19 protein-coding genes and 1 tRNA gene are annotated in these 23,712 nt (G+C 65.6%); 8 read left to right on the top strand and 12 right to left on the bottom strand.

Annotated elements, in window-relative coordinates:
- Positions 1–246 precede the first annotated feature (246 nt).
- The 4 genes from J7I85_RS04230 to J7I85_RS04215 form a co-directional block, all read right to left on the bottom strand.
- Complete coding sequence (locus J7I85_RS04230; RefSeq protein WP_214847081.1) at positions 247–1,740, bottom strand: aldehyde dehydrogenase family protein; 1,494 nt, start codon at positions 1,738–1,740, stop codon at positions 247–249.
- 2 nt (positions 1,741–1,742) lie between these two features.
- On the bottom strand, positions 1,743–2,636 hold the full coding sequence (dapA, locus tag J7I85_RS04225; protein WP_214847079.1) for a 4-hydroxy-tetrahydrodipicolinate synthase: 894 nt from the start codon (positions 2,634–2,636) through the stop codon (positions 1,743–1,745).
- Between the two features lie 67 nt (positions 2,637–2,703).
- On the bottom strand, positions 2,704–4,089 hold the full coding sequence (locus tag J7I85_RS04220; protein ID WP_214847076.1) for an NAD(P)/FAD-dependent oxidoreductase: 1,386 nt from the start codon (positions 4,087–4,089) through the stop codon (positions 2,704–2,706).
- A gap of 14 nt (positions 4,090–4,103) precedes the next feature.
- A complete protein-coding gene (locus J7I85_RS04215) occupies positions 4,104–4,277 on the bottom strand; it encodes a hypothetical protein (protein WP_214847074.1) in 174 nt (57 codons plus the stop codon).
- A 291-nt stretch (positions 4,278–4,568) separates the two neighbouring features.
- On the opposite strand from J7I85_RS04215, the gene J7I85_RS04210 reads away from it, so the two are divergent.
- On the top strand, positions 4,569–5,753 hold the full coding sequence (locus tag J7I85_RS04210; protein ID WP_214847071.1) for an aminotransferase class V-fold PLP-dependent enzyme: 1,185 nt from the start codon (positions 4,569–4,571) through the stop codon (positions 5,751–5,753).
- 42 nt (positions 5,754–5,795) lie between these two features.
- On the opposite strand, the gene egtD is transcribed toward J7I85_RS04210, so the two are convergent.
- The 6 genes from egtD to J7I85_RS04180 all read right to left on the bottom strand — a co-directional run bounded on the left by egtD (position 5,796) and on the right by J7I85_RS04180 (position 11,870).
- Positions 5,796–6,782: an L-histidine N(alpha)-methyltransferase gene (gene egtD / locus J7I85_RS04205; protein WP_214847069.1), complete on the bottom strand. Its 987-nt coding sequence runs from the start codon at positions 6,780–6,782 to the stop codon at positions 5,796–5,798.
- Positions 6,779–7,543 (bottom strand): ergothioneine biosynthesis protein EgtC, encoded by a 765-nt coding sequence (gene egtC / locus J7I85_RS04200; RefSeq protein WP_214847067.1) that lies wholly within the window; start codon positions 7,541–7,543, stop codon positions 6,779–6,781. Before egtC ends, egtD begins: the two co-directional genes overlap by 4 nt.
- A 3-nt stretch (positions 7,544–7,546) precedes the next feature.
- Positions 7,547–8,896, bottom strand: a complete 1,350-nt coding sequence (gene egtB, locus J7I85_RS04195) for an ergothioneine biosynthesis protein EgtB (RefSeq protein WP_214847065.1) — start codon at positions 8,894–8,896, stop codon at positions 7,547–7,549.
- Positions 8,886–10,178 carry a glutamate-cysteine ligase family protein gene (locus tag J7I85_RS04190; protein WP_214847062.1) on the bottom strand — a complete coding sequence of 431 codons (1,293 nt, stop codon included), beginning with the start codon at positions 10,176–10,178 and terminating at the stop codon, positions 8,886–8,888. The genes egtB and J7I85_RS04190 overlap by 11 nt, the downstream gene beginning before the upstream one ends.
- 574 nt (positions 10,179–10,752) lie before the next feature.
- Positions 10,753–10,826, bottom strand: a tRNA-Thr gene (locus J7I85_RS04185).
- Between the two features lie 153 nt (positions 10,827–10,979).
- Entirely contained in the window at positions 10,980–11,870 is an 891-nt protein-coding gene (locus tag J7I85_RS04180; protein ID WP_214847060.1) for a DsbA family protein, read from the bottom strand.
- Between the two features lie 178 nt (positions 11,871–12,048).
- Between J7I85_RS04180 and J7I85_RS04175 the strand changes: the two genes are divergently transcribed.
- From J7I85_RS04175 to J7I85_RS04155, 5 genes are all read left to right on the top strand, one after another.
- Entirely contained in the window at positions 12,049–13,575 is a 1,527-nt protein-coding gene (locus J7I85_RS04175) for a trehalose-6-phosphate synthase (RefSeq protein ID WP_374102430.1), read from the top strand.
- Positions 13,565–14,392 (top strand): trehalose-phosphatase, encoded by an 828-nt coding sequence (otsB, locus tag J7I85_RS04170; RefSeq protein WP_214847057.1) that lies wholly within the window; start codon positions 13,565–13,567, stop codon positions 14,390–14,392. Before J7I85_RS04175 ends, otsB begins: the two co-directional genes overlap by 11 nt.
- A gap of 230 nt (positions 14,393–14,622) precedes the next feature.
- Positions 14,623–15,705, top strand: a complete 1,083-nt coding sequence (locus J7I85_RS04165) for an ABC transporter ATP-binding protein (RefSeq protein WP_214847045.1) — start codon at positions 14,623–14,625, stop codon at positions 15,703–15,705.
- 157 nt (positions 15,706–15,862) lie between these two features.
- Complete coding sequence (locus J7I85_RS04160; RefSeq protein ID WP_214847043.1) at positions 15,863–17,281, top strand: DUF4032 domain-containing protein; 1,419 nt, start codon at positions 15,863–15,865, stop codon at positions 17,279–17,281.
- 9 nt (positions 17,282–17,290) lie between these two features.
- Positions 17,291–18,553 (top strand): amidohydrolase family protein, encoded by a 1,263-nt coding sequence (locus J7I85_RS04155; protein WP_214847041.1) that lies wholly within the window; start codon positions 17,291–17,293, stop codon positions 18,551–18,553.
- 28 nt (positions 18,554–18,581) lie between these two features.
- On the opposite strand, the gene J7I85_RS04150 is transcribed toward J7I85_RS04155, so the two are convergent.
- Entirely contained in the window at positions 18,582–19,952 is a 1,371-nt protein-coding gene (locus tag J7I85_RS04150; RefSeq protein ID WP_214847039.1) for an FAD-binding oxidoreductase, read from the bottom strand.
- A gap of 222 nt (positions 19,953–20,174) precedes the next feature.
- Between J7I85_RS04150 and J7I85_RS04145 the strand changes: the two genes are divergently transcribed.
- Together J7I85_RS04145 and J7I85_RS04140 are read left to right on the top strand one after the other, a co-directional pair.
- Positions 20,175–21,926, top strand: coding sequence for a glycoside hydrolase family 13 protein (locus J7I85_RS04145; protein WP_214847029.1), 1,752 nt, complete (start codon positions 20,175–20,177; stop codon positions 21,924–21,926).
- A gap of 3 nt (positions 21,927–21,929) precedes the next feature.
- The gene (locus J7I85_RS04140; RefSeq protein ID WP_214847028.1) at positions 21,930–22,943 is read left to right on the top strand and encodes a LacI family DNA-binding transcriptional regulator; all 1,014 of its coding nucleotides are present in this window, start codon (positions 21,930–21,932) and stop codon (positions 22,941–22,943) included.
- A 25-nt stretch (positions 22,944–22,968) separates the two neighbouring features.
- On the opposite strand, the gene J7I85_RS04135 is transcribed toward J7I85_RS04140, so the two are convergent.
- Positions 22,969–23,457, bottom strand: a complete 489-nt coding sequence (locus J7I85_RS04135) for an SRPBCC domain-containing protein (RefSeq protein WP_214847026.1) — start codon at positions 23,455–23,457, stop codon at positions 22,969–22,971.
- Positions 23,458–23,712: the final 255 nt, after the last annotated feature.

Raw genomic sequence — 23,712 nt, 5'->3', positions numbered from 1 at the left:
TGGTCACTCCTGGCAGGTTGGGCTGGACGAGGCGGCTTTTGCCGTGTTCGCGACATTGAGAAGCTGGCATTCGCGCAATTTTGACCTCCCGGTCAATGAGGGGGCACTGCGTGCGTAAGGCTGGGTGGCGGTGGGGGAAGTGGCTCCGGGGTCCGCCCTGTCTGAGGGCGGACTACCCGCGCCACCGGCCCTGACCATGAGGTCCGGGCAGGTTCAGCAGGACTGACTTAAGGACCGGGGCTAGCCTCAGCCGCGGTTGTACATGACGTGCTTGGTGCGGGAGAAGTCCTCCAGAGCGTAGACGGAGAGGTCCCGGCCGTAACCGGAGCCCTTGAAGCCGCCCCAGGGCATTTCGTTGGCAATGACCAGGTGCGAGTTGACCCAGACAGTGCCGAAATCGAGCCGGCGGGGAGCGGAAAGCGAGCGCGCGGAGTTCGTGGTCCACACCGAGGCGGCCAGCCCGTAGACGGTTTCGTTCGCCCGGGTGATGGCCTCCTCATCGGTGCTGAAGGTCTCCACCGACACGACCGGGCCGAAGATCTCGTTACTCGCAATCGCGGCACCGGCAGGCACATCCGTGACGACGGTGGGTTCGATGAAGTAGCCCGGCCCCTCCAAGGCGTTGCCGCCGACGGCGATCGTCAGCCCGTCTTTGCGGATGTCCTCCAGTGCGGCCAGGACCCTCTCATAGTGGGCCTTTGAGATCATGGAACCGATTTCGACGTCGTCACCTGCACCGGGGGCGCCGACAGAGATCTCGCTCACTTCGCGTATCAGCAGCTCAGTGAACTTCTCTGCGACCGACTCATGGACCAGCACACGGCACGCCGCGCCGCATTCCTGCCCGCCGTTCCAGAACCCGGCCTCGCGTACGCCCTTGGCGGCGGCCTCCAGGTCGGCGTCGTCGAAGACGACGACGGGTGCCTTGCCTCCCAGTTCCAGGTGCACGCGCTTGACGGTGGCGGCCGCGCTTTCGGCAACCTTCTGGCCGCTGCCAACGCTTCCGGTGATGGCGACGAGGTCAACGTCCGGGTGCTCCGAAATCCGGTTACCCACCACTCGGCCGGAGCCGGTGACGATGTTCAGGACGCCGGCAGGAACCTCGGAGGCGATGAGTTCGGCCAGCTTGAGCGTGGTCAGCGGAGTCTGCTCAGACGGCTTCAGCACCAAGGTGTTGCCGGCGGCCAGGATCGGGGCAATTTTCCAGGCGGCCATCAGCAGCGGGTAGTTCCACGGGGTGATCACGCCAACCACGCCAACAGGCTCACGGAAGACCACCGAGGTGTGGTTCTCTGCGTAGTCGTCAGCGCCGAGCGTGGTGAAGGCACGGGCAGCGCCCGCTGAGAACCGGAAGGTGTCGACTGCACTCGAGATGTCGTCCTCGGCCACGGCCGCGGGCTTGCCGGTGTTGACAGCTTCGAGGGTCTCGAGCAGCTCGCGGTTGTCCTCAATGATGTCCGCGATGCGAAGCAGGACCGAGGAACGGTCCTTGGGGGTCTTCGCCGCCCAGCCTGCCTTCGCTGCGACGGCAGCCGCGACGGCGGCGTCGACGTCCTCAACGGAACCGGAGGGGACCTGCATGATGGTCTCCTCGGTGGCCGGATTCACCACATCGGCGGTTGCATCCGAAACCGGGGCGACGAATTTCCCGCCGATGAACTGGCCGAAAGGCGGGAGGGACGGCGTGGGTGCCTCTCCCGTTCGGCGGACGGTGAACACTGCTGTTTCTGTCGTGGTCATTGCTATCCCACTTTCTGCTTGAGGGAGGAGAGTGCCTGCTCAATGCGTGCGAGGTCCTCGGCGGTGAGGTCGGCAGTGGGGCGCCGGGGCGAGCCGGCCGGAAGCCCCTGCAGGGTAAGGCCGGCCTTGACGGCCGGGATGAACGGCACGGAGAGGAGGGCGTCGATGACCGGGTACAGCTGCTTCCACAGTTCGAGGGCGCCGCTGAGGTCGCCCTCCGCGATGAGGCGGCTGACGGCGACGATTTCGGCGGGGACGACGTTGGCCGTTCCGGCCATCACGCCCGCTGCGCCCTCAGCCAGTGCGCTATAGAGGTAAACGTCCCAGCCGATGAAGGTGCCGATGACATCCGAGTGGTGGTGGATCAGCTGCAGCGCCTGTTCCCAGTTCGCGCTGGAGTCCTTGATGTACTTGATGTTGTCCACTTCTTCAGCCAGCGCACGGACCGTGGCCGGGTCCAAGTTGACGCCGGTGACGGCCGGGATGTTGTAGAGCATCACCGGAATGCTGACGGACCGGGCCACGTCCTTGATGTACGTGACCGTCTCTTCCAGGGACAGCGGCTCGTAGTACGGCGTGATGAGCATGAGCACGTCCGCACCGGCCTTTTCGGCCGCCTGCGACAGCCGGATGGCCTCGATGGTGGAGGTGGCGCCGGTGTTGGCGATGACGGGCACGCGGCCGTTCGCCTGTTCGATGACGGTGTTGATGAGGAGCAGCCGCTCCTCGGAGGACAGGGCGCCGACCTCACCGGTTGATCCGGCGGCGACGACGCCGTCGACTCCGGCGTCGATGGAGCGGTCAACGATGAGCCGCAGGGTGGCGACGTCGAGGGCGCCGTCGTGTTTGAAGGGGGTGGACAGTGCGGTCAGAACACCGTGGAGGTCGTTGGACATAACTAATTCCTCTTCTTCAGTATTTACGGGTGTGGGGAACGATGGGTGGTTTAGGCGACGATCGTTTTTACGCGACGATGGAGAGGCCCGAGTGGGGCGGGGCCTGGCGGTGAGTGGCCAGCAGGCTTGCGGCCTCCTGCGCTGCCGAGAACCCGGTGGTGATGGAGCTTTCGGTGTAGAGGGTTCCGAGGTAGTCGCCCGCCAGGAATACGCGGTCGGTCCCGCGCATGAGCGTGGACTGGAGCTTGGCCCGGCCGGGGAAGCAGTAGGGGGAAGCTACCTTCCAGCGGTCGGTCTTGGCCTCGACGACGCTGTCGGCGAACCCGTGGCCGAGGACCTGGTCGAGATCGGTGAGGTGGGTCTTGATGACTTCCTCGTCGCTCTTCTCCAGCAGGGCCTTCCCGAGGCTGGCCGGTGAGAAAGTCATGAAGCTGCCGCCGGGTTTGCGTACGGACTCGGTGCCGCGGACGATGCTCGCCTGGTTCAGTGCGATCGCGAACGAGCGCTTCGGCGCCGCGATGGCATAGATGTCGTCCCAGGGCCGAGCCGAGGTCTCGTTGGTCAGGAAGGCCGTGCTGACGTGGGGGCCGTACTTGATCTGGCCGAGCGCGCCGCGCAGGTCCTCCGGAAGGTCCACGCCGATCCTGTGCGTCACGTCAGCGGTGGTCGCGAGGACGACGGTGCGGGCCTCAACTTCGTGGTCGACGCCGCCCTGGCTGTAGCGGACGACGACGGAATCCTTCTTGTGCACTACCTCCTGCACGGAGGCGCCGAGCTGGATGCGGTCGCCCAGCGAGGCTGCGACCGATTCGGTCAGGGTGGACGGGCCACCGACGATGCCCTGGCTGAGGCCCTGGCCGATACCCAGCACCAGGCTGAAGTATCCGATGCCGGCGCCGGCGGAGATCTCGTTCATGTTACCGGCCGAGCGGGTGACAGTGGTCTTAAAGAGTGCAGCAGCATCCTCAGAAAGGTTTCCGATGAAGTCCTGGAACGAGCCGCCGTTCTCGAAGTCGTAGATGCGCTGCTGCCGCATTGCACCGGACTCCCCCGCGCGCTTCCGGACAACGCCCGTGTACGTGGCGACGCCGCTAACAACCTTCATGCCGGCCCGCAACGTGTCGATTCGGGACGAAAGGGACATCGGGATGCGGAACGGGTACGTGGCGATGTGCCCCTTGCGGATGAACTTTCCGTTCATCGACAAGGCCTGGAGCGAGCCCGGAATGTTGACAGAAGTCACGCCGACCTCGTTGAGCAAGGCATCGGTGGAGGATCCTGGGCCGGCGAAGACGTGGCCGCCCCAGTTCAGCCAGTAGGCACCCCGGCGCTCCGAGCGGATCCGCCCGCCGACGCGGTTCTCCGACTCCAGCACCACTGTGTCCCAGTGCCGCAGCCGCCATGCTGCTGACAGGCCAGCGAGTCCAGCGCCGACGATGACTGCATCTTTCATGATTTTGAACTTTCTTACTCGGGGAATCCAGGGTGCCGGGCTGTCAGCCCGGGCATCCGGTGGTGGAGCGGAACGTATGTGGAGGCGAGCGCCTGAACGCTTCCTTCTTTGGCAGCGCAGGGGGTTGGCCGGTTGTTGTAGCCGTAGGTGGCAAGTGCGTCTTTGGAGCGGGGTGTGCCCCTAGTCACAAATTAAAGATACATCATTGTATGATTAATGCAATAGCTTTTCGCGTACCTGCAGAAGTGCTACCGAGAACCAGACGGGCCACCACCCAGGCATGTAAGGCTGCCTCACCACAACGGCGCCGGCCAGCCACCTCACAAGGTGACCGGCCGACGTCGTCCTTTCCTATCTCTCCCGAATTTTTGTACAGATAATGGGCTCTAAACCGCCCGGAAGTCGCGATACGTGGACAAAAACTCCGCCGAACGCCCGAACCCCACTACATGGACCCCGTTTAGGGCAGGATGTGACTCATGTCGATAGATGTACGCGCGGTGCGCCAGCAGACCCGCGGAGTCCTGAACGTGGCCCATCTGAACAACGCGGGAAGCGCGCTCGTCCCCCGCCCCGTTGCGGAGACCGTGGTGGGGCATTTGCGCCGGGAGGAGGATATCGGCGGTTATGAAGCGGCGGAGGAGGCGGCTGGCCGGCTGCAAAATGTGTATTCCTCCGTGGCGCGGCTGATCGGGGCAGGGCCGAACGAGATCGCCCTGGCTGAGAGCGGCAGCCGCGCGTGGGCTGTTGCGATGCACAGCTTTCCCTTTGTCTCCGGCTCACGGCTGCTGATAGGCCGCACGGAGTATGCAGGCAACGTCTTCGCGTTGCGGCAACTTGCGCGTCGAAATGACCTGCAAATTGTGGTTCTCGACGACGATCCTTACGGGCAGGTCGATGTGGAACATCTGCAGAGCGAGCTCGAGCGCGGAAATGTGGCCATGGTCGCTTTGACGCATGTGCCCATGGCGGACGGCTTGGTCAACCCGGCCGCGGAGGTGGGTAGGCGCTGCCGTGCTGCCGGGGTGTTGTTTGTGCTCGACGCGTGCCAGTCTGTGGGCCAGATGCCGCTGGACGTGGAGTCTCTGGGCTGTGATGTACTGGCTGGAACAGGGCGGAAGTTCCTCCGGGGCCCGCGCGGCACTGCGTTCCTGTATGTGCGTGCCTCCGTTCTGGGGCGGTTTGACCCGCTCATCCTGGACGGGCTGTCCGCCGTTTCCTCCGGTGCCGAAGGTTTTGAAGTTCGCGGCGATGCACGGCGCTTTGAGAGCTGGGAGGCCAGCATCGCCGGAAGGCTGGGCCTCGGCAGGGCCGTCGATTATGCCCTGGCCCTAGGTCTGGACGCTGTGCAGGAGCGCGTGAGCTCGCTTGCGGAGAAACTGCGGAAGGAGTTGGCGACGGTTCCCGCGGTTTCTGTCCACGACCAAGGCATCACCCGGTGCGGCATCGTGACGTTCTCCGTGAAGGGAAGCGAGGCGGGGAACATCAGGGCCCGGTTGGCGGACCACCGGATTAATGTCTCGGTGGCTCCGCGGCCTTCAGGAGAGGTCCAATCCATCCTCACCGGGAGCTCACACGTGGCGGAAATGGTGGTGCGCGCCTCAGTGCACTACTACAACACTGAGGACGAGATACTGCGGCTGGTGGGCCTCCTCCCGCGGTGATCGGGCCCGCTCCGCCTGATGGTGTGCGTGCAGCGGGACAGCCTAGACGGCTTCCGCGAGCGTCATGGCGAAGCGGTTCTGCCTGTCAGTCCATTGCCCTGCGATGGAGAAACCGGCCGCTTCGAGCTCGGCGGCCACTCCCTCGAGCCGGAACTTCGCGGAAATCTCGGTGCGAAGTTCCTCGCCTTCGTCGAACCTGACGTCCAGGCCCACACCCGGCAGGCGCACCAGCATCGGTTTCGTCGCCCGCAGCCGCATTTCGATCCACTCTTCCTCGGGCATCCACACAGCGACATGGTCAAACGCCATTACCTCAAAATCGGCACCCAGCTGGGCATTGAGGACGCGGAGCACGTTCCGATTGAATTCGGCGGTGACCCCCTCGGCGTCGGCGTATGCCGGAACAAGGATGTGCGGTGACTTCACCAGATCCGTACCAAGAAGAAGCGAACCACCGTCTCCGCCGAGCAGCTCGCGGATCCCCGCGAGAAAGCGTGCCCTGGCCGCCGGCTCGAAATTGCCGATGGTGCCGCCGAGAAACGCCACCATGCGGCGTCCGTTTTGAGGGAGCAGGTGCAGCTGGGTTTCGAAGTCCGCTGCCACTGCCTCCAGTTGAAGGTCGGGGAAGGCGGGAGCCAGCTCGTTGCGTGCCTCCAGCAGTGCGCTGTCGCTAACGTCCACCGCAACGTAGCGGCGAAGAGGTCCCACCGTCCGTAGGGCATCCAACAGCAGCGGGGTTTTCCTGGACGATCCGGACCCGAGTTCGATCAACGTTTCTGCCGGGCTCGCGGCCGCCATCTCAGCGGAGAAGAGCTCCAGCACTTCACGTTCGGCTCGCGTCGGATAGTACTCCGGCAGGTCCGTAATGCGCTCGAATAATGCGCTGCCAACTTTGTCATAGAACCACTTGGGCGGCAGCGTTTTGGGTGACGAGCTGAGCCCGGCGCGCACATCGGCGCGCAGACTTCGCTCCAGATGGTCCGGGGGCAGGTGGTGAACGATGTCGCTACGGTCGGCAGAGAGGCTCATGTGGCTGCGTGCTCCTTCGTGAGAGTGGGAATGGGACGTACTTCGACGTGGCCCGGGGCCGCGGTCAGGAGGGAATTGTCCGGGACCTCCTGCCAGCCTGGGCCCTCATCGGATGGCTCGCTGGCGACGACCACGCCCCCGGGGCCGGTCCGCCAAAAGAGGCTGTCACCGGCGGCTGTAGCCGCGATGGCAGTGCCGTCGGTGAGTAGAAAGTTGAATCTGCCATCAGCGACTGAGGAGACAACGTTGACCACCTGGATCAGCGCCTCGCCGGCGGCCACCCCCGCGGCAAGTCGCTCCTGCACGAGGGCCCAGAGCAACGCTGAATCGACCTGTGCCTCCAGGGCCAGCAGGCGTGAGGGCGGGAGTGAAGCGGCCAGTCCTTCCAGCGCATGCGGCCAATCCTCCACACGGCCGTTGTGACTAAAGAGCCAGCGTCCGGACGCATACGGCGCAGCCGCTGACTCGTCCGGGGGCATCCCCGGCGTTGCTGACCTCACCGCGGCCAGAACCGCCGGGCTGGAGGTGACCCGGGCGACGTCGGCAAAGGACCTGTCCGCCCAGATCGGGACCGCACGGCGGTAGCGGGCGGGCACGGGATCGCCCGGGGCGTACCATCCGACGCCAAAACCGTCGGCGTTTATCGTCCCGTACCGCTGGCGGCGCGGCGCCCACGACTGCGCCAAAAGCCCGTGGTCGGGGACGATCAGCAGCTCGGCCAGCGGCATCGGCGTCCCGATGTAGGCGAGATGGCGGCACATGGGCTAGAAATCCTCCACCGGTGACGCGTCGCGCGCCGTGCGGAATCCGGTAAAGATCTGCCTGCGGACCGGGTAGTCCCAGTTCCGGAACGTGCCCCTGCAGGCGGCAGGATCCGCCGCCCAGGACCCACCCCGCAGCACCTTGTAGTCGGACCCGAAGAACACCTCGCTGTACTCCGGATAAGGGAACGCGGTGAATCCTGGATACGGGCGGAAGTCACTGGAAACCCATTCCCAGACGTCGCCAATGAGCTGTCGTACTCCCAGCGGCGAGGCTCCCGCGGGAAAGGAACCGGCCGGGGCCGGGCGGAGCGCTGCCCCGCCAAGGTTGGCGTGATGGGGTTCGGGATCTTCGTCTCCCCAGGGGTAGCGCCGGGATCGCCCTGATCGGGGATCGTAACGCGCGGCTTTTTCCCATTCTGCTTCGGTCGGGAGCCGGCGCCCGGCCCAGCGTGCGTACGCATCCGCTTCGAACCAGCTCACGTGCTGCACCGGCTCATCGTCCGGAACGCGTTCCACGACGCCGAATCTGGTCCTGCACCACGCATCGCCGTCGGGTTCCCAGTACTTGGGAGCCACTAAACCGGCTTCAACGCAATGCTTCCAGCCTTCCTCGCTCCACCAGCGGGGGTTCCGGTAGCCACCGTCCTCCATAAAGTGCCGGTAAGCGCCGTTGGTCACCGGAACGGTATCAATCCAGTAGCCTGGCACCTCCACGGTATGTGCCGGGCGTTCATTATCCAGCGCCCATGGTTCCACCGACGTCCCCATGGTGAACTGCCCTGAAGGGACCAGCACCTCCTTAGCCAAAGCACGCAGGTCCGGGGGCCGGATGCCGGCGTCCAAGGGCTGGCCGTGGAGGACAGGCGCGCCGGCCCGGAGCTGGTGCGTGGCAAGCATCGTTTCGTCATGCTGCTGTTCGTGCTGGATGATCATTCCGAACGCGAAGCCCCGATGCACAAGCGGTGCGCCCTCCAAGGGCGTCCGCTCCAGAATGTCGAGGGCCTTGTCACGGACCTGGGCGATGTATCTGCGTGACTCCTCCGGTGAGAGCAACGGCAGCGAAATCCGGCTGCTGCGGGAATGCTGGAACGCGTCGTACATCTGGTCGATATCGCACCGCAGCGGTTCCATTTTGCCCACATCGCGTACCAGCCAGAGTTCCTCCTGGCTGCCAACATGCGCCAGGTCCCACACCAGCGGTGACATAAGCGGCGAGTGCTGCCTTAGAAGATCTTCGTCGTCGCAGTTGGTCAGCGCATGGGTGCGGTTCCGGGCACGTTCCAGCCCTTCGGCGATGAAGGTCCTGAGAGTTTCGGGGTCGGCAGGGGCCCCGGGAAGGTCACTGCGCATCAGCGTAAGCCTCCGTCGGCTCTGGTTCGGCAAACCAACTGCCGGTTCTTCGCCACAGATCCAGCCGCTCCTGGGCTGGGCACCGGCCCCTCGCCGTATTGCGTTCGATGAAGTCCTCGGCCCGGCTCCGGGTGGTGACGTCCGCCCCTAACCGAGGCAGCGCGTTTAGCGCCGCCTCGGCGCAAAACTGGGCGGCCAAGGCGAGAACAGAATTCGTCAACCCCTCGCGGGCGGCAGTTCTCATCGGGTCGGGCAGCGAAGCAAGGGGCGCGCAGGCGTCTGCGACGAGGTCGGAAGCGTGTTCGTCGTCCATGAGCGCAGTGACTATCGCCGTGACGGGCTCCCAGTCATGGCCCGCCTGTGTATCGATCACCCGGAGTTCCATGAATCCGCGTGGACGGACAGGCGGGAAAAGAGTTGTGAGGTGGTATTTCAGATCGCTCAGTGTTGCAGGCCTAGGCCCGCTCCCGCGCAACCAGTCCCGCATCGTCAGCCCCTGCGGCGGATCCCAGCGGTGCCCCTGTGAAGGGATGCAGAGGACCAGCGCGTCGAGCGCGTAGCGCGCCCACGCCCACCGGGGGTCCTCCGAACAGGGGACCGCGGCGGTCCGGCTCGGGTCAATGCCCAGCCAGGTGCGCTGACGGTTGCTGTGCCATCCGTTGGGGATGCCATGAAGGAAGGGCGAGTTGGCAAACATGGCGATGAGGACCGGCAGGAGATTGTGCAATCGTGCCCAGCGTTGCGCCGCGCCGGTGGATGCGGGACTGTCGAATCCGGCTTCCAATGAAATCTGAAGTGAAGCGGTGGAGCACATCATGGTTCGTCCGGCGGGACCGAAGCCGTCGAAGTGCCGCTCCATGGAGGCGTACCGGGGATGCTCCAATGACCGCACAGCCGGGCGTCCAGCATCCAAAGCGAGCGGACCGAAGAACAGTCCGGCGTTCCAAAGTCGGGTCTCAACGGCTGCGAGGTCTTTCCGTGTCGCGGCGAGGAGAGCGGGAAGACCGGGTGCGCAGGCGGAGCTCACCTCCAACTGGCCGCCAGGTTCGAAAGTGATCACTCCCCCGCCGGGCAGCGCCCCCGCCGAGGCCTCCATGGCCTGACGTACACGTGCAACCGTCACCGGGGTCCGTGGATGAACGACGTCGTGGACCAGCCGTTCGACCTCCACCCCGGCAGCACCCGGCGGTCCGGTCTTAAAGCACACAGAGGCCACATACACTTCGGCGTCGGACTCGGAAAGGGGGCGGATGTCTCGCCCGGCCTGCAAAGCGGAGGTCACGTATCACTCCTTCGACCGCGGTGTCTTCTGGCGGCAAGCTAAGCAGCCCTCTTTCAGCCTTGTCAACGGTTTATGCGGGCGCGCAAAAGTGCTACGGAAGACCAGACGGGATGACCCACCAGCGCATGTTGGCTGATCTCACCAAAACGACGCCGGCCGGCCACCTCACAAGGTGACCGGCCGACGTCGGACTTTACTTAGCCCTCTCCCAAGTTTTAGTACAGATAATGGGCTCTAAACCGCCCGGAAGTTGTGATACGTGGACACAAACTCCGCCCGAGGTAAGGCCGGACGGTACCTGCACCGATCCGGCTTATTCTCTGGCGGGTTCGCCGGCTGGTGAGAGGCGGGGCTCGGCGCCTGGGGAGTCGAGTGTGGCTCGAGTAGAGAAACCGCCGTCCTGCAGGCGAATCGAACTGTCGATACATTGAAGGCACTCCCTAAACGAGTGTTGCTTCGACCAACAGAATCCGGGCTGCCCTATATGAAACGTGTGCGCCCCGGGGGGCGCAACCCATCAGGTCGCCGGGGCGTGAGAGCGGGGACTAAACGTGCAGAACAAAGCCAAGATAAGAGCCCCCTGTCGGATTCGAACCGACGACCCCCGCTTTACAAGAGCGGTGCTCTGGCCAACTGAGCTAAGGAGGCGCGCCCGTCAGGGCAAGCGCCGCGATGGCGCTAGATAAGGTTAGCCCAAGGACTGCCCACCCGTAAAAACGACGGCCGGCAAACTAAAGGTTAAACGAACAGTGGCCCGGCGCCCGGAAAATCCGGAGGCGGGCCACTGCCCATGAAGAACGTCTAGGCCTTGGCCTTAATGGCCGCCTCGACGAAGGCAGGGAATTCGGTCTGGGCGCTGTCGCCCTTGCCCCACTGCTTGCCGTCCACGAGGACAGTCGGCGTACCGGTCACGCCAATGGCTGCGGCTTCCTGGGTGGTGTACTTGACCCAGGGACGGTACGTCTTGTTCTCGACGCAGGAGTCGATGCTCTTGGCGCCGGCGTCCGTGGCCAACTTCTTCAGTTCGTCGTCGGAGAGCCCGGCGCTGCCTTCGGCCGGCTGGTTGGCGAACAGCGTGTCCACGAATGCCGAGTACTTCTCCGGGGATTCGTTCACCACGCAGGCAGCGGCGTTGGCTGCACGGGAGGAGTAGTTGGTGGTGGAGCGGCTGTCAAGGAAGCCCAGGGCCCGGTACTCCACGGTGATCTTGCCTTCGTCGCGGAGCTTCGTCAGGGTCTCGTTGTACGTCACCTCGAAGTTCTTGCAGACGGGGCAGATGAAGTCGATGTAGAGGACCACCTTCACCGGCTTGCCGGCCTCGGCTTCCGCACCGGGCGCCGTGACAGTTGCAGGCGCTGAGGCCGCCGGCGACGGGATGTCTGCAACGTTCACGTTTGCGGCGCTGGACTTGGCAACTTCCGTGCCCTTGAGCAGCGTGATCCCGCCGTGGACGTTTCCGTTGGCAGGGGTGGGCCCCTGGTCCGCCACCGAGGCATTGTTCTTGAGGCTGGTGGTCACCACAAGCGCGACGACGGCAAGGATGGCTACGACGGCGACGACGATGCCCCAGCCAATGAGCAGTTTGTTCCGCTTGTCCTTCTTAAGCTGCGCTTCCCGGATTTCGCGGGCTTTCTCGCGGGCCTCGGCCGTGCGTTCTGCTTTGGACTGGCGGGATTCGTTTGCGGGGCTCATTAGTTCCTCGTGTCGTACGGACAGGTGCGGACCACCCGGGGGCAACTCCCCCAGTTTAGGGGAGAACCCGGAGCTTGCGCTTTCAAGTATTTCCTTCACCTGGCCAACGGACGAATGGCCCGGAAGATTCCGGCCCGATAGGGTTGATGAGAGTCACAAGCAACCTCAGGGAGCCCCAATGCACGGAGCTGTAAGCGAGAAATCCGACACAAAAACGGAAAGCGCGGCCGTGCCCGGCAGCAGCTCGGACGCCACCAAGGACGGTCCGAAGGATGCCACCAAGTACGACTTCATGGTGGTCTCCAACCGTCTGCCGGTGGACCGCTGCGCGCCCGGCGAGCCCGGCGATGACGGCTCCGGCTGGCGGCGCTCCCCCGGCGGCCTGGTCACCGCTCTTGCTCCCATGATGACCAGGACGGACGGCGCCTGGGTGGGATGGCACGGCGCCGCGGACGAAACAGTCGAGCCGTTCAGCCACGGCGGCATGGACCTTGTGCCGGTCCAGCTCAGCGGCGCTGACGTTGAGCTGTATTACGAAGGCTTCTCCAACGCCACACTGTGGCCCCTCTACCACGACGTCATCGCCCCGCCCGAGTTTCACAGAACCTGGTGGGACGCCTACCGCACGGTGAACAAGAGGTTCGCCGACGCCGTCGTCCGTACTGCCGATCACGGCGCAACCGTGTGGGTGCAGGACTACCAGCTCCAGCTGGTGCCGCGGATGCTGCGCCAGGCACGCCCAGATCTGAAGATCGGGTTCTTCAACCACATCCCCTTCCCGCCGCCGGAGATCTTTGCCCAGCTCCCCTGGCGCCAAGCCATCATCGACGGGTTGCTGGGAGCGGACCTGGTGGGCTTCCAGCGCCCCAGCGACGCCGGTAACTTCATGCGTTCCGCCCGGCGCTTCCTCGGCGCCAGCGTCAAACAGCAGCAGGTCCACGTCAAGGACACCGTCGGCGACCTCACCCACATCGCCCGCGCCCAGGCCTTCCCCATTTCCATCGACGTCCAGCACATCAGTGAACTGGCGCAGAAGCCCGAAATTATTGAACGCGCCCGCCAGATCCGGCAGGATCTCGGCAACCCCAAAACCATCCTGCTGGGCGTGGACCGGCTGGACTACACGAAGGGCATAGGCCACCGCCTCAAGGCTTACGAAGAGCTCTTGAACGAGGGCAAGCTCAGGGTGGGCGACGCGACCCTGATCCAGGTTGCCAGCCCCAGCCGCGAGCGCGTGGAGCAGTACCGGCTCCTGCGTGAAGAGGTTGAAGGCACTGTGGGCCACATCAACGGCACGTACGACACGATCGAAAACACGGCGGTGCGCTACCTGCACCACAGCTATCCGGTGGAGGAAATGGTCGCGCTCTACCTGGCGGCCGACGTCATGCTGGTCACCGCACTGCGCGACGGCATGAACCTGGTGGCCAAGGAGTACGTCACGGCCCGCACCAACAACGACGGCGCTCTGGTGCTCAGCGAATTCGCCGGCGCCGCGGACCAGCTCAAGCAGGCGCTGTTGATGAACCCGCACGACATCGACGGCCTCAAGGATGCCGTGATGCGAGCGGTCAAAATGTCCCCCAGGGAATCAGCCCGCCGCATGCGTGCCATGCGCAAGCAGATCCTGGACCATGACGTCGACCACTGGTCGGCTGACTTCCTGAACGCCCTCAACGAGAAAGTGATCCGCGATGACTCCTGAGGCAGAGCACACCGGAGAGGCCGGCCGCACCCGGCTGACGCTGTCCCCCGAACTGCTGGAGGCCGTACACCGCATCGCCGGCACGGAGCACCTGCTGGTGGCCATGGACTTCGACGGCACCATCTCCCCCATCGTGGACCACGCCGGGGACGCGCGCCCGCTCCCCCGCTCGGCTGCCGCCTTCGCCGAGCTGAGCTCTTTACCGCGTACGTCGACGGCACTCATCTCCGGGAGGGCGCTGGACAGTCTGCGCGCGGTCGCCTCCCCGCCGGAGGAGACCCTGCTGATCGGCAGCCACGGCGCCGAGGCGTGGCTAGGTCCGGGCTCTGCACCGCTGACCCTCGACCCCGCGCAGCTGTCGCTCCTCGACGAGGTCAGGGGGGTCGTGACGGAGATCGTGGCGCTTGCCCCCGGCACAGTCCTGGAAGAAAAGCCTGCCGGCGTTGTGCTGCATACGCGCCTGGCGGCGGACGACGTTGCAGAGGATGCCGTCGCGGCTGCCCGCGCCGCACTCCAGGACCGCCCGGGCGTCTACCTCAAGAACGGAAAACGGGTCCTTGAGACATCCGTGGTGCACGCGTCCAAGGGCGAGGGCGTCGACTTCCTGCGCCAGGCCACCGGCGCCACCGGCGTGCTTTTCGCGGGCGATGACACCACCGACGAGGACGCCCTGGCCCGCCTCGGGGAGCACGACGTCGGCGTGAAGGTGGGCCTCGACTTCACCCAGGCACAGTTCCGGGTGGAGGCGCCGGTGCACATCGCAGAACTCCTCGAGGCGCTGCTGCGCGAACGCCGGCAGGCCGTCACCCCCGGATAGGCCGCGGAAGCCCCTGTGAGGCATCTCATCTGTGACGTCCGTAACATTTTGTCCGATTCGCGATAAATCTGACATACTCTTCTTGTGATGTGGCGCACAGGAACCGTGCGGCGTCACTAGATGCTCCTCGGCCTCGGCCGGGGAGTCATCATGTAGGGCACAACTGAATTACATGAACCATTCACTACGGATCGTCCGGCACGTACCTGCCGGTGAAGGGATTGATAACTGTGGCAACAGTTACTTTTGACAACGCTACTCGTCTGTACCCGGGCACAGATAAGCCCGCTGTTGACAAGCTCAACATCGAAATCGCCGACGGCGAATTCCTGGTCCTCGTTGGACCCTCCGGTTGCGGTAAGTCCACCTCCCTGCGCATGCTCGCAGGCCTCGAGGACGTCAACGCCGGCCGGATCCTCATTGGCGACCGCGACGTCACCGACGTTCCGCCGAAGGACCGCGACATCGCGATGGTTTTCCAGAACTACGCCCTGTACCCGCACATGACCGTTGCGGACAACATGGGCTTCGCCCTCAAGATCGCCGGCGTCAGCAAGGAAGAGCGCGCCGAGCGGGTCCGCGAAGCCGCAAAGCTCCTGGACCTTGAGCAGTACCTGGACCGCAAGCCGAAGGCACTCTCCGGCGGTCAGCGCCAGCGTGTTGCAATGGGCCGCGCAATCGTGCGTAACCCGCAGGTCTTCCTCATGGACGAGCCGCTCTCCAACCTGGACGCCAAGCTCCGCGTGCAGACCCGTACCCAGATTGCTTCCCTCACCCGCCGCCTGGGCGTCACCACCGTTTACGTGACCCACGACCAGGTTGAGGCCATGACCATGGGCGACCGCGTTGCGGTGCTCAAGGACGGTCTCCTCATGCAGGTGGACACCCCGCGCAACCTGTACGACCGCCCCAAGAACGTCTTCGTTGCAGGCTTCATTGGCTCCCCCGCCATGAACCTCCTCGAACTTCCCGTGGTCGACGGCGGCGTCCAGTTCGGCGGCACCGTTTACCCGGTACCGCGCAACATCCTCGAAGAGGCACACGGTGCCACTGTCACCCTGGGCAGCCGCCCCGAAGACCTCGAGACCGCACCCCAGGGCGAAGGCATCCAGGTTGAGGTCGACGTCGTCGAAGAACTCGGCGCCGACGCTTACGTCTACGGCCACACCACGCTGGACGGGAAAAGCCACGACATCGTGGCCCGCGTCGACGGCCGCCGCCCCCCGATGAAGGGCGAGTCCCTCTGGGTCCGTCCGCAGTCCGGCCACGTGCACCTGTTCGACACCAAGACCGGCGAGCGCCTGGGCGACTAGCAGTCCAGTCCCGGTGGTTGAGCTTGTCGAAACCACCGGAGCGACTGTCCCAGCCAAAACCCGACGGCGGTCCTCCCCTAAACCGGGAGGGCCGCCGTCGGGCTTTAACCGCTGTCCCTTTTTAGGCACCCCCTGCAAAATACGGAAGAATTGAGCCATGACCGAGGAACACAACGCGCAGTGGCACGATGAACCCACCGACTACGGGCAGATCGGCAAACTGCCGCGGTTCGAAGCGGCCAGCGCGAACGACGACAAGGCAGCCTCGGTCGCAAGCAACCTGAACATCACGGCCGCTGCCGCCGACCCGGAACTCCTCGACCTGCCCTGGCACATAGCGCTCGAAGACTGGCCGGCGGAAAACCTGGCCGCGCTCCCCCGCGGTATCTCCCGGCACATTGTGCGCTTTGCGCACCTCGGCGGCTCCGTCATCGCCATCAAGGAAACGTCCGAGCACGTGGCCCGCCACGAGTACCACATGCTCCGCAAGCTCGCCCGGCTGGATGTGCCCTGCGTGGAGCCCGTCGCTGTCATCACCGGCCGCACCACCCCCGACGGCCGTCCCCTGAACCCGGTCCTCGTGACCCGCCACCTGAAGTTCTCCATGCCGTACCGCGCGCTCTTCTCGCAGATGCTGCGCAAGGACACGCTCACCCGGCTCATCGACGCCCAGGCGCTGCTGATGGTCCGCCTGCACCTCATCGGCTTCTACTGGGGCGACGTCTCGCTCTCCAACACCCTCTTCCGCCGGGACGCCGGCGCCTTCGCCGCCTACCTGGTGGACGCCGAAACCGGCGAACTGTACCCGGACCTCTCCACCGGCCAGCGCGAGTACGACCTGGAGATCGCCCGCGTCAACATCGCCGGCGAACTCATGGACCTCCTCGACGGAGGGCTGATCGAGGAGAAGGTGGACCCCGTGGCCACCAGCGAACTCATCATGGAAAGCTACCGGCGCCTGTGGACGGAGCTGACCGCCAAGGAATCCTTCGAACTGGGCGAGCGCTGGCGCGTCGGCGCCCGCATCCGCCGGCTCAACGAGCTCGGCTTCGACGTCGAAGAGTACGCCATCAAGACCACCCAGAACGGCTCCACCATCCAGCTGCAGCCCAAGGTCGTCGACGCCGGCCACCACATGCGGCGTCTGCTGCGCCTGACCGGCCTCGACGCCCAGGAGAACCAGGCCCGCCGCCTGCTCAACGACATGGACACCTTCCGGGCCGACAACAACCCGGAGATGGACGAGGAATACAGCGCGCACCTCTGGGTCAGCCAGATCTTCGAGCCGATCGTCCGTTCCATCCCCCGCGACCTCTCCGGAAAGCTCGAACCCGCCGAAGCCGTGCACGAGGTGCTGGAGCACCGCTGGTACATGTCCGAAAAGCAGGAACGGCACATCCCGCTGGCCGAGGCCGTCCAGTCCTACATCGACTCGATCCTGCGCCACCGCCGCGACGAGGCCGCCATCATGCTGAACCCGGACACGGAGCTGCTGAAGATCCTTGCCGTGGAGACCGAGGAGTCGCGGTACGGGGCCGATGAGACCGAGGACGAGTATCCCGACGTCGACGACTGAGGCGCTGCGTTGACTACCCTAATCCGTGCCGTCCGGCCGTGGGGACAGTCGCTGAGCGATGTCCTCATTACGGACGGCAAGATTGCGGTCATCGAACCGCATGACCCGGCGAGACCGGCGGCAGCCTCCGCCACAGGTGCGGGGCCTGCGGGCTCCGCAACAGACGCCCAGGCGTCGACCGTCGTCGAAGGCCGCGGCAGGCTGCTGGTGCCGTCCTTCTCCGACGTCCACGTCCATCTGGACTCCACCCGCATCGGGCTGCCGTTCCGCGAGCACACGGGCGGGCCGGGCGTGTGGACCATGATGATGAACGACCGGCTGAACTGGCGCAACGCCGAAGTCCCGCTGCAGGAACGCATCAACAATACCCTCGGCCGAATGATCGCTCGGGGCACCACCCGGGTCCGGTCCTACGCCCAGGTCGATGTGGACTGCCGCTTGGAGCGTTTCGACGCCGTCGCGGCGGCTAAGGATCAGTTCAGGGACCGGGCCGACGTCGAGATCATCGCCTTCCCGCAGGCCGGCCTTCTGCGGGAGGAGGGCACCATCCCGCTGATGGAAGAGGCGCTGAAGGCGGGCTCAAACGTCATGGGCGGCATCGATCCGTGCGGTCTGGACCGCGACCCCGCCCGGCACCTCGACGTCGTTTTCGGGCTGGCTGAGAAGTACCAGGTACCCATCGACATCCACCTGCACGAGCCCGGCGAACTGGGTGTCTTCAGCACCGACCTGGTGCTTGAACGCACCCGCGCCCTGGGCATGCAGGGCAAGGTGACCATGTCCCACGCCTACCAACTGGGCAGCGTCTCCGAGGCCACCACGCGCCGGCTGATCGAAGAGTTCGCCGAACTGGACGTCTCCATGGCATCGGTGGCACCGGCAGCAGCCGGCCAGCTCCCCCTCCCGATGCTTGCCGAGGCCGGCGTCCGGGTGGGCCTTGGCGAGGACGGCCAGCGTGACTACTGGTCCCCGTATGGAAACACGGACATGCTGGACCGCACCTGGCAGCTGGCCTTCACGCACGGCTTCCGCAGGGACGAACTGATCGGGCACTGCCTTGCCATCGCCACGGTCGGCGGCGCCAGCGTCCTGGAGCCGTCAGCGACACGGCTCAATGGCACGGCGCACCGCCCCGGCCTTGAGGCGGGCGATCCTGCCGAGCTGCTGCTGCTCGACGGCGAGACGGTGGCCTCCGCGGTCATGGACCGGGGCACCGACCGCACCGTGATCCACCGCGGCAGGGTTGTCGCCGAAGGCCTGGAGCTGGTCTAGGTCTGCGGGGGGCTTTAGCCGCCCTCCGTTAGATAGCCTTGCCCGGGTTCAGGATACCGGCGGGATCGAAGAGGTTCTTGACCCGGCGCTGCAGCTCGCGGAGCGGCTCCGGCTGCTCGAGGCCCAGCCAGCGCAGCTTGTACTGCCCCACACCGTGCTCGCCCGTGATGGTCCCGCCCATCTCCAGGGCTGCAACGATGGACGCGTCGAGTGCCTTATTCAGGCGAAGCATGGCGCCGGCGTCCACCTCATCGTTCACACGGTCAATCCAGAATGTCGGATGCAGGTTGCCGTCTCCGGCGTGGGCCACCACCTTGAGACTGACCCCGTGCACCTCGGCCAGGGCCTCGAGTGCCGCCACGTAGTCCACCAGCCTGGACCGCGGCACGGCAATGTCCTCGCCCACGCGGTACTCGTCATCCACTTCGACGCCCCTGCTGTTGCGCCGCAATTCCACCAGCTGTTCCGCCTCCGCACTGGCCTCGGTGGTGACCACGGCACCGCCGCCCGCCAGCACTTCACGCACGACGTCGGCCTCCGCCGCCGCCCCGAAGCCGTCCGTCTGGACCAGGAGCAGCGAGGCTCCCCGCGACGCGAGGTCCGAGCCGTGCAGCTCGTCCAGCTGGGCCAGCGATCCGCCGTCGAGCAGTTCCATAATGGCCGGCTGCACGCGGGCCCTGCCGACGGCGAGCACACCGGCCGCCGCCTGCCGGAAGTCAGGGTAGAACGCGGCGATGGTGTGCACCTTGCGGGGCAGGTACTTCAGCCGGACCGTCGCGCCGACCACGATTCCCAGCGTGCCCTCCGACCCCACGAACAGTCCGGTCAGGTCGTAGCCGGCCACGCCTTTGAAGGTCTGGTGCCCGGTATGCAGGAGCGAGCCGTCCGCGAGAACCACGTCAAGGGCCAGCACGGAATCACGGGTCACGCCGTACTTGGCGCACCGCAGCCCGCCGGCGTTGGTGGCCACGTTGCCGCCGACGGTGGAGATCCTGAAGCTAGCGGGGTCCGGAGCGAACATGAGCCCGTGCGCCGCGGCGGCGTCGTTCAGGTCGGCGTTGATAACGCCGGGTTCGACGACGGCGGTCTCGTCGTCCGCGTTGACCTCCAGAATGCGGTTCATCCGTTCCAGGCCAAGGACAACGCAACCCTCGCTGGCGTGGGCGCCTCCCGAGACTCCAGTCCCGGCGCCGCGGGGCACCAGCGGCACGTTCCGGGCAGCACAGGCTCTGACCGTCGCCTGGACGTCATCGACGGACTCCGCCAGAACCACGGCGGCCGGCAGCCTGTAGTCCACCACGGGGGCCTGGTCCACCGCATAAACAGCGAGTGCGGCGTCGTCCCGGAGTACCTTCCGCGGCCCCAGGATTGATGTCAGTTCGTCGGCGATGCTGCCCATGGGTCTCCCGTTCAGTCACTTTGCTTCAGTCTAGATGTCACCTGGGCCACACACCTGCCCCTTTGGCTCAGTCGCAGGAGGAACTACAGCGACCGATTCTGGAAGCGTTTCCAATCCCGTCTCTTGGCGTGACCACATTGCTGCACTCCATGACCTCAATTGTCAATCGCTTGAACTGTGTAAGCGCTTTCATTTATGCTTGGCCACCCATAGGATGGCGCAATGTCTGTTGACTCGTTTCTGCACTCGGCGTCACCGCTGGCTGGCGCCCTGACGCCCATCCACGCCCCCGACAACGCGCACGGCTGGTGGCGATCAGCTGTCATTTACCAGGTGTACCCGCGCTCCTTCCGGGACATGAACGGCGATGGAATCGGTGACCTCGCGGGGATCACTGCCGAGATGCCGCAGCTTGCCGAGCTCAACGTGGACGCTGTCTGGCTTTCGCCCTTCTACCGCTCACCGCAGCGCGATGCCGGGTACGACGTCAGCGACTACTGCGACGTCGATCCAATCTTCGGCACGCTCGGGGACTTCGACGGCATGGTGGCTGAGGCGAACCGCTTGGGCTTGCGCGTCATCGTGGACTTGGTCCCTAACCACTGCTCCGACCAGCACAACGATTTCCAGACGGCGCTGGCTGCCGGCCCGGACAGCCCTGAACGGGACATGTTCATCTTCCGCGACGGCCAGGGTGCCGAGGGTAATGAGCCACCCAACAACTGGGAGTCGCACTTCGGTGGCTCGGCCTGGACCCGTATCACCGAACCTGACGGCGCCCCGGGCCAGTGGTACCTGCACCTCTTCGATTCATCGCAGCCGGACTTCAACTGGGACAACCAGGCCGTGCATGACGAGTTCGAACGCATCCTGCGCTTCTGGCTGGACCGGGGCGTCTCCGGCTTCCGCGTTGACGTGGCCCATGCCCTGGTCAAGGCCCCGGGCCTTCCCGCCTGGAGCGGGCGCGCGGACGGCAGCAGCTCCGACAATTTCCCCGGACACGAGGCACCGATGTTCGGCCAGCCGGCCCTGCACGACATCTACCGTGCATGGCGCGGGATTCTTGAGGAGTACGGTCCCGACCGCATTCTCTGCGCGGAAGCCAACGTGGACCCCCTGCCGCGGCTGGCCCACTGGGTCCGGCCCGACGAAATGCACCAGGCCTTCAACTTTCCCTACCTCCATGCGGGGCTGGACCTCCATCGCCTGCGCCACATCGTCACTGAGTCCTTGACGTCCCTGGATGCCGTGGGTGCCCCCAGCACCTGGGTGCTGTCCAACCACGACGTCGTCCGGCACGCCACCCGCTTCGGGTACGACTGGTCCGGGCCGCGGGACGGCGACGGCATCGGCCCTCGCGACCCCCAGCCGGACGAGGAGCTGGGCAGGACCCGGGCCGCGGCGGCGTCCCTATTCATGCTGGGGCTCCCCGGCGGCGCCTACCTGTACCAGGGCGAAGAGCTTGGACTGCCTGACGGCATCGATATCCCGGACCACCAGCGGCAGGACCCGACCTTTGCGCGCACCGGCGGCGCCCGGCTGGGACGCGACGGATGCCGGGTCCCGCTGCCGTGGAAGGCTTCCGAGCTGCACAGCGGCTTCGGCGACGGCGACGCGCCCTGGCTCCCGCAGCCGGAGAGCTTCGCCAAACTGGCGCGGGACGCCCAAGCCGGGGACCCGTCGTCGCACTTGAACCTGTACCGCCGCATGCTGACTGTCCGCCGAGAACTGGACCTTGGGCGCGGTTCCCTCGCCTGGGCGGAGGAATGGTGCACCGGGTCGTCCCTGGCATTCCTCAACGGGGACGTTCTGGTGGTCATGAACTTGGGTCCTGATCCTCTGGAACTGCCCGCCGGCGAGGTTGTGCTCCGCAGTTCGTCGGGCTCGGCCCCTGGCGACGAGGACCAGCGGTTTGGCCTGGGCTCGGGGGAAACCGTGTGGCTGCGGATTTCTGCAGGGGCAACGGCGAGCTGAGACATGGCTGGCATCAAGGACGTTGCGGAACGGGCCGGGCTTTCCATAGCCACCGTTTCACGTGCCTTGAGCGGCAGGGGCCATGTGTCGCCGGCGAGCCGCGAGCGTGCCCAGGCCGCCGCGGCCGAGCTCGCCTTCGTGCCCTCCTACCAGGCATCCAGCCTCGCCTCCGGCCGTACCCGCAACATCGGCCTCGTGGTCCCCACGGTCCGCCGCTGGTACTTCGCCGCAGTGGTGGAGGGCGTATCAGCAGCTCTCCTCGACGCCGGCTATGACCTGACGCTCTACAACATCACGGAGGGGGCGGTCCGGCGCCGGAGCATTCTCCAGGACTTCCTGCTACGGAAACGCGTGGATGCGGTCATCGCGGTAGCACTGGCGCTGACGGAGGACGAGATCGGCCAGATGCTGGCCATCCAGCGGCCGCTCGTGGGCATCGGCGGACCCTTGCCCGGAGCCTCCACCATCCGCATAGACGACCATGGCCTGGCGGAGTCGGCAGTCAACCACCTGATCCGTCTCGGCCACAGCCGGATCGCGCACATCACGGGCGACTCGGTGTACGAGCAGGACTTCAAGATCCCGCGCACGCGGCGTGCAGGCTATGAGAAGGCGATGACGACTGCAGGACTACCCGTGCGGCCGTCATGGGTGGTCACGGCGGACTTCACCATCGAGGGTGCCTACGCCGTGGCACGGGACCTGCTGGGTGGAACTTCGGAACGGCCAACCGCAGTCTTTGCAGCCTCAGACGAAATGGCGATCGGAGCCATCCTGGCGGCCAGGGACTTTGGACTCAGGGTACCTGAGGACTTGTCCGTCATCGGCCTGGACGGGCATGAACTGGGCGAACTGTTCGGCCTGACCACGATCGATCAGGATCCGGGCGGCCAGGGAGCCTTGGCTGTGCGCCTGCTGCTGGACGGGTTCGACGGCGGAACGGACCGGCCCGTTGTGAACGACGAATACCCGACGCGGCTAGTGGTTCGGCGGAGCACCGCGGTACCCCCGTCCTGAGACGCTATTCCTAGAACCGGCCGGCTTACTCTGAAGCGCCGCCCATGAACCTCACGTACCGTTGAAGAACTTCCGGCCAGTCCTTCGCCCAGGCGGCACGGGTGCCGGCCGGATCCTCGGCACCTTCCCAGCCGTCATGGACGACGCGCAGTTCGGTGCCTTCCTCCACGCCCCGGAACACAACACGAAGCTCAGTGGACCACAAAGCGGTGCTGCCCGGGTACCACGACGCGTGGAAGGACAGCGGAGGCTGCCAGTCGTCAATGGTGCCCCAGATGGTGCTCCGGCCGTCATCGGCGGTCTCCAGGATCAGGTTCTCCTCGAACTCCACGTGCGAGCCCGGCCCATACACACTGTTCGACTCCATGGGCCACCAGAGATGCGTGTGGTCTGTAAACCCCATGAAAGCGCGGGACACAGGCCCGGGGACAACAGCGGTGCAGATGACGGGGTCCGGGCTAACTGCGGGCTCAGGCGCTTCGTTGCCTGCGGCGTGGCTGAAGAGATTTTCCATGGCTACCAACTCTACCGGCTCCCCAACCCGACGCTTCCTCACATCCCGTCGCCCCAACCCCGACGCTTCCTCACATCCCGCCGCCTCAACCCGGACGCTTCCTCACATCCCGCCGCCTCAACCCGGACGCTTCCTCACCGTTGGCGGGAGACTGCGGAAGCGTTGGGGGAAAAGCTGCAGGAGGTGAGGGAGGGTCGGTGAAAAGGCTACGGGATGTGAGGGAGGGTTTTGGTGGCCCGGGATTGGCAGGCCTGT

This window comes from Arthrobacter sp. ISL-65 (genome assembly GCF_018613795.1).
In the GTDB taxonomy this organism is placed as follows: Bacteria; Actinomycetota; Actinomycetes; order Actinomycetales; family Micrococcaceae; genus Arthrobacter.
Note: the sequence above shows the minus strand (reverse complement) of the source record. Positions and strands in the feature narration are given on the sequence as shown.

Coding starts and splice junctions, on each gene's coding strand:
- otsB (WP_214847057.1), top strand. CDS start 13,565: ATGACTCCTGAGGCAGAGCACACCGGAGAGGCCGGCCGCACCCGGCTG.
- J7I85_RS04160 (WP_214847043.1), top strand. CDS start 15,863: ATGACCGAGGAACACAACGCGCAGTGGCACGATGAACCCACCGACTAC.
- J7I85_RS04210 (WP_214847071.1), top strand. CDS start 4,569: ATGTCGATAGATGTACGCGCGGTGCGCCAGCAGACCCGCGGAGTCCTG.
- J7I85_RS04145 (WP_214847029.1), top strand. CDS start 20,175: ATGTCTGTTGACTCGTTTCTGCACTCGGCGTCACCGCTGGCTGGCGCC.
- dapA (WP_214847079.1), bottom strand. CDS start 2,636: ATGTCCAACGACCTCCACGGTGTTCTGACCGCACTGTCCACCCCCTTC.
- J7I85_RS04220 (WP_214847076.1), bottom strand. CDS start 4,089: ATGAAAGATGCAGTCATCGTCGGCGCTGGACTCGCTGGCCTGTCAGCA.
- J7I85_RS04230 (WP_214847081.1), bottom strand. CDS start 1,740: ATGACCACGACAGAAACAGCAGTGTTCACCGTCCGCCGAACGGGAGAG.
- J7I85_RS04180 (WP_214847060.1), bottom strand. CDS start 11,870: ATGAGCCCCGCAAACGAATCCCGCCAGTCCAAAGCAGAACGCACGGCC.
- egtB (WP_214847065.1), bottom strand. CDS start 8,896: ATGCGCAGTGACCTTCCCGGGGCCCCTGCCGACCCCGAAACTCTCAGG.
- egtD (WP_214847069.1), bottom strand. CDS start 6,782: ATGAGCCTCTCTGCCGACCGTAGCGACATCGTTCACCACCTGCCCCCG.
- J7I85_RS04135 (WP_214847026.1), bottom strand. CDS start 23,457: ATGGAAAATCTCTTCAGCCACGCCGCAGGCAACGAAGCGCCTGAGCCC.
- J7I85_RS04140 (WP_214847028.1), top strand. CDS start 21,930: ATGGCTGGCATCAAGGACGTTGCGGAACGGGCCGGGCTTTCCATAGCC.
- J7I85_RS04150 (WP_214847039.1), bottom strand. CDS start 19,952: ATGGGCAGCATCGCCGACGAACTGACATCAATCCTGGGGCCGCGGAAG.
- J7I85_RS04175 (WP_374102430.1), top strand. CDS start 12,049: ATGCACGGAGCTGTAAGCGAGAAATCCGACACAAAAACGGAAAGCGCG.
- egtC (WP_214847067.1), bottom strand. CDS start 7,543: ATGTGCCGCCATCTCGCCTACATCGGGACGCCGATGCCGCTGGCCGAG.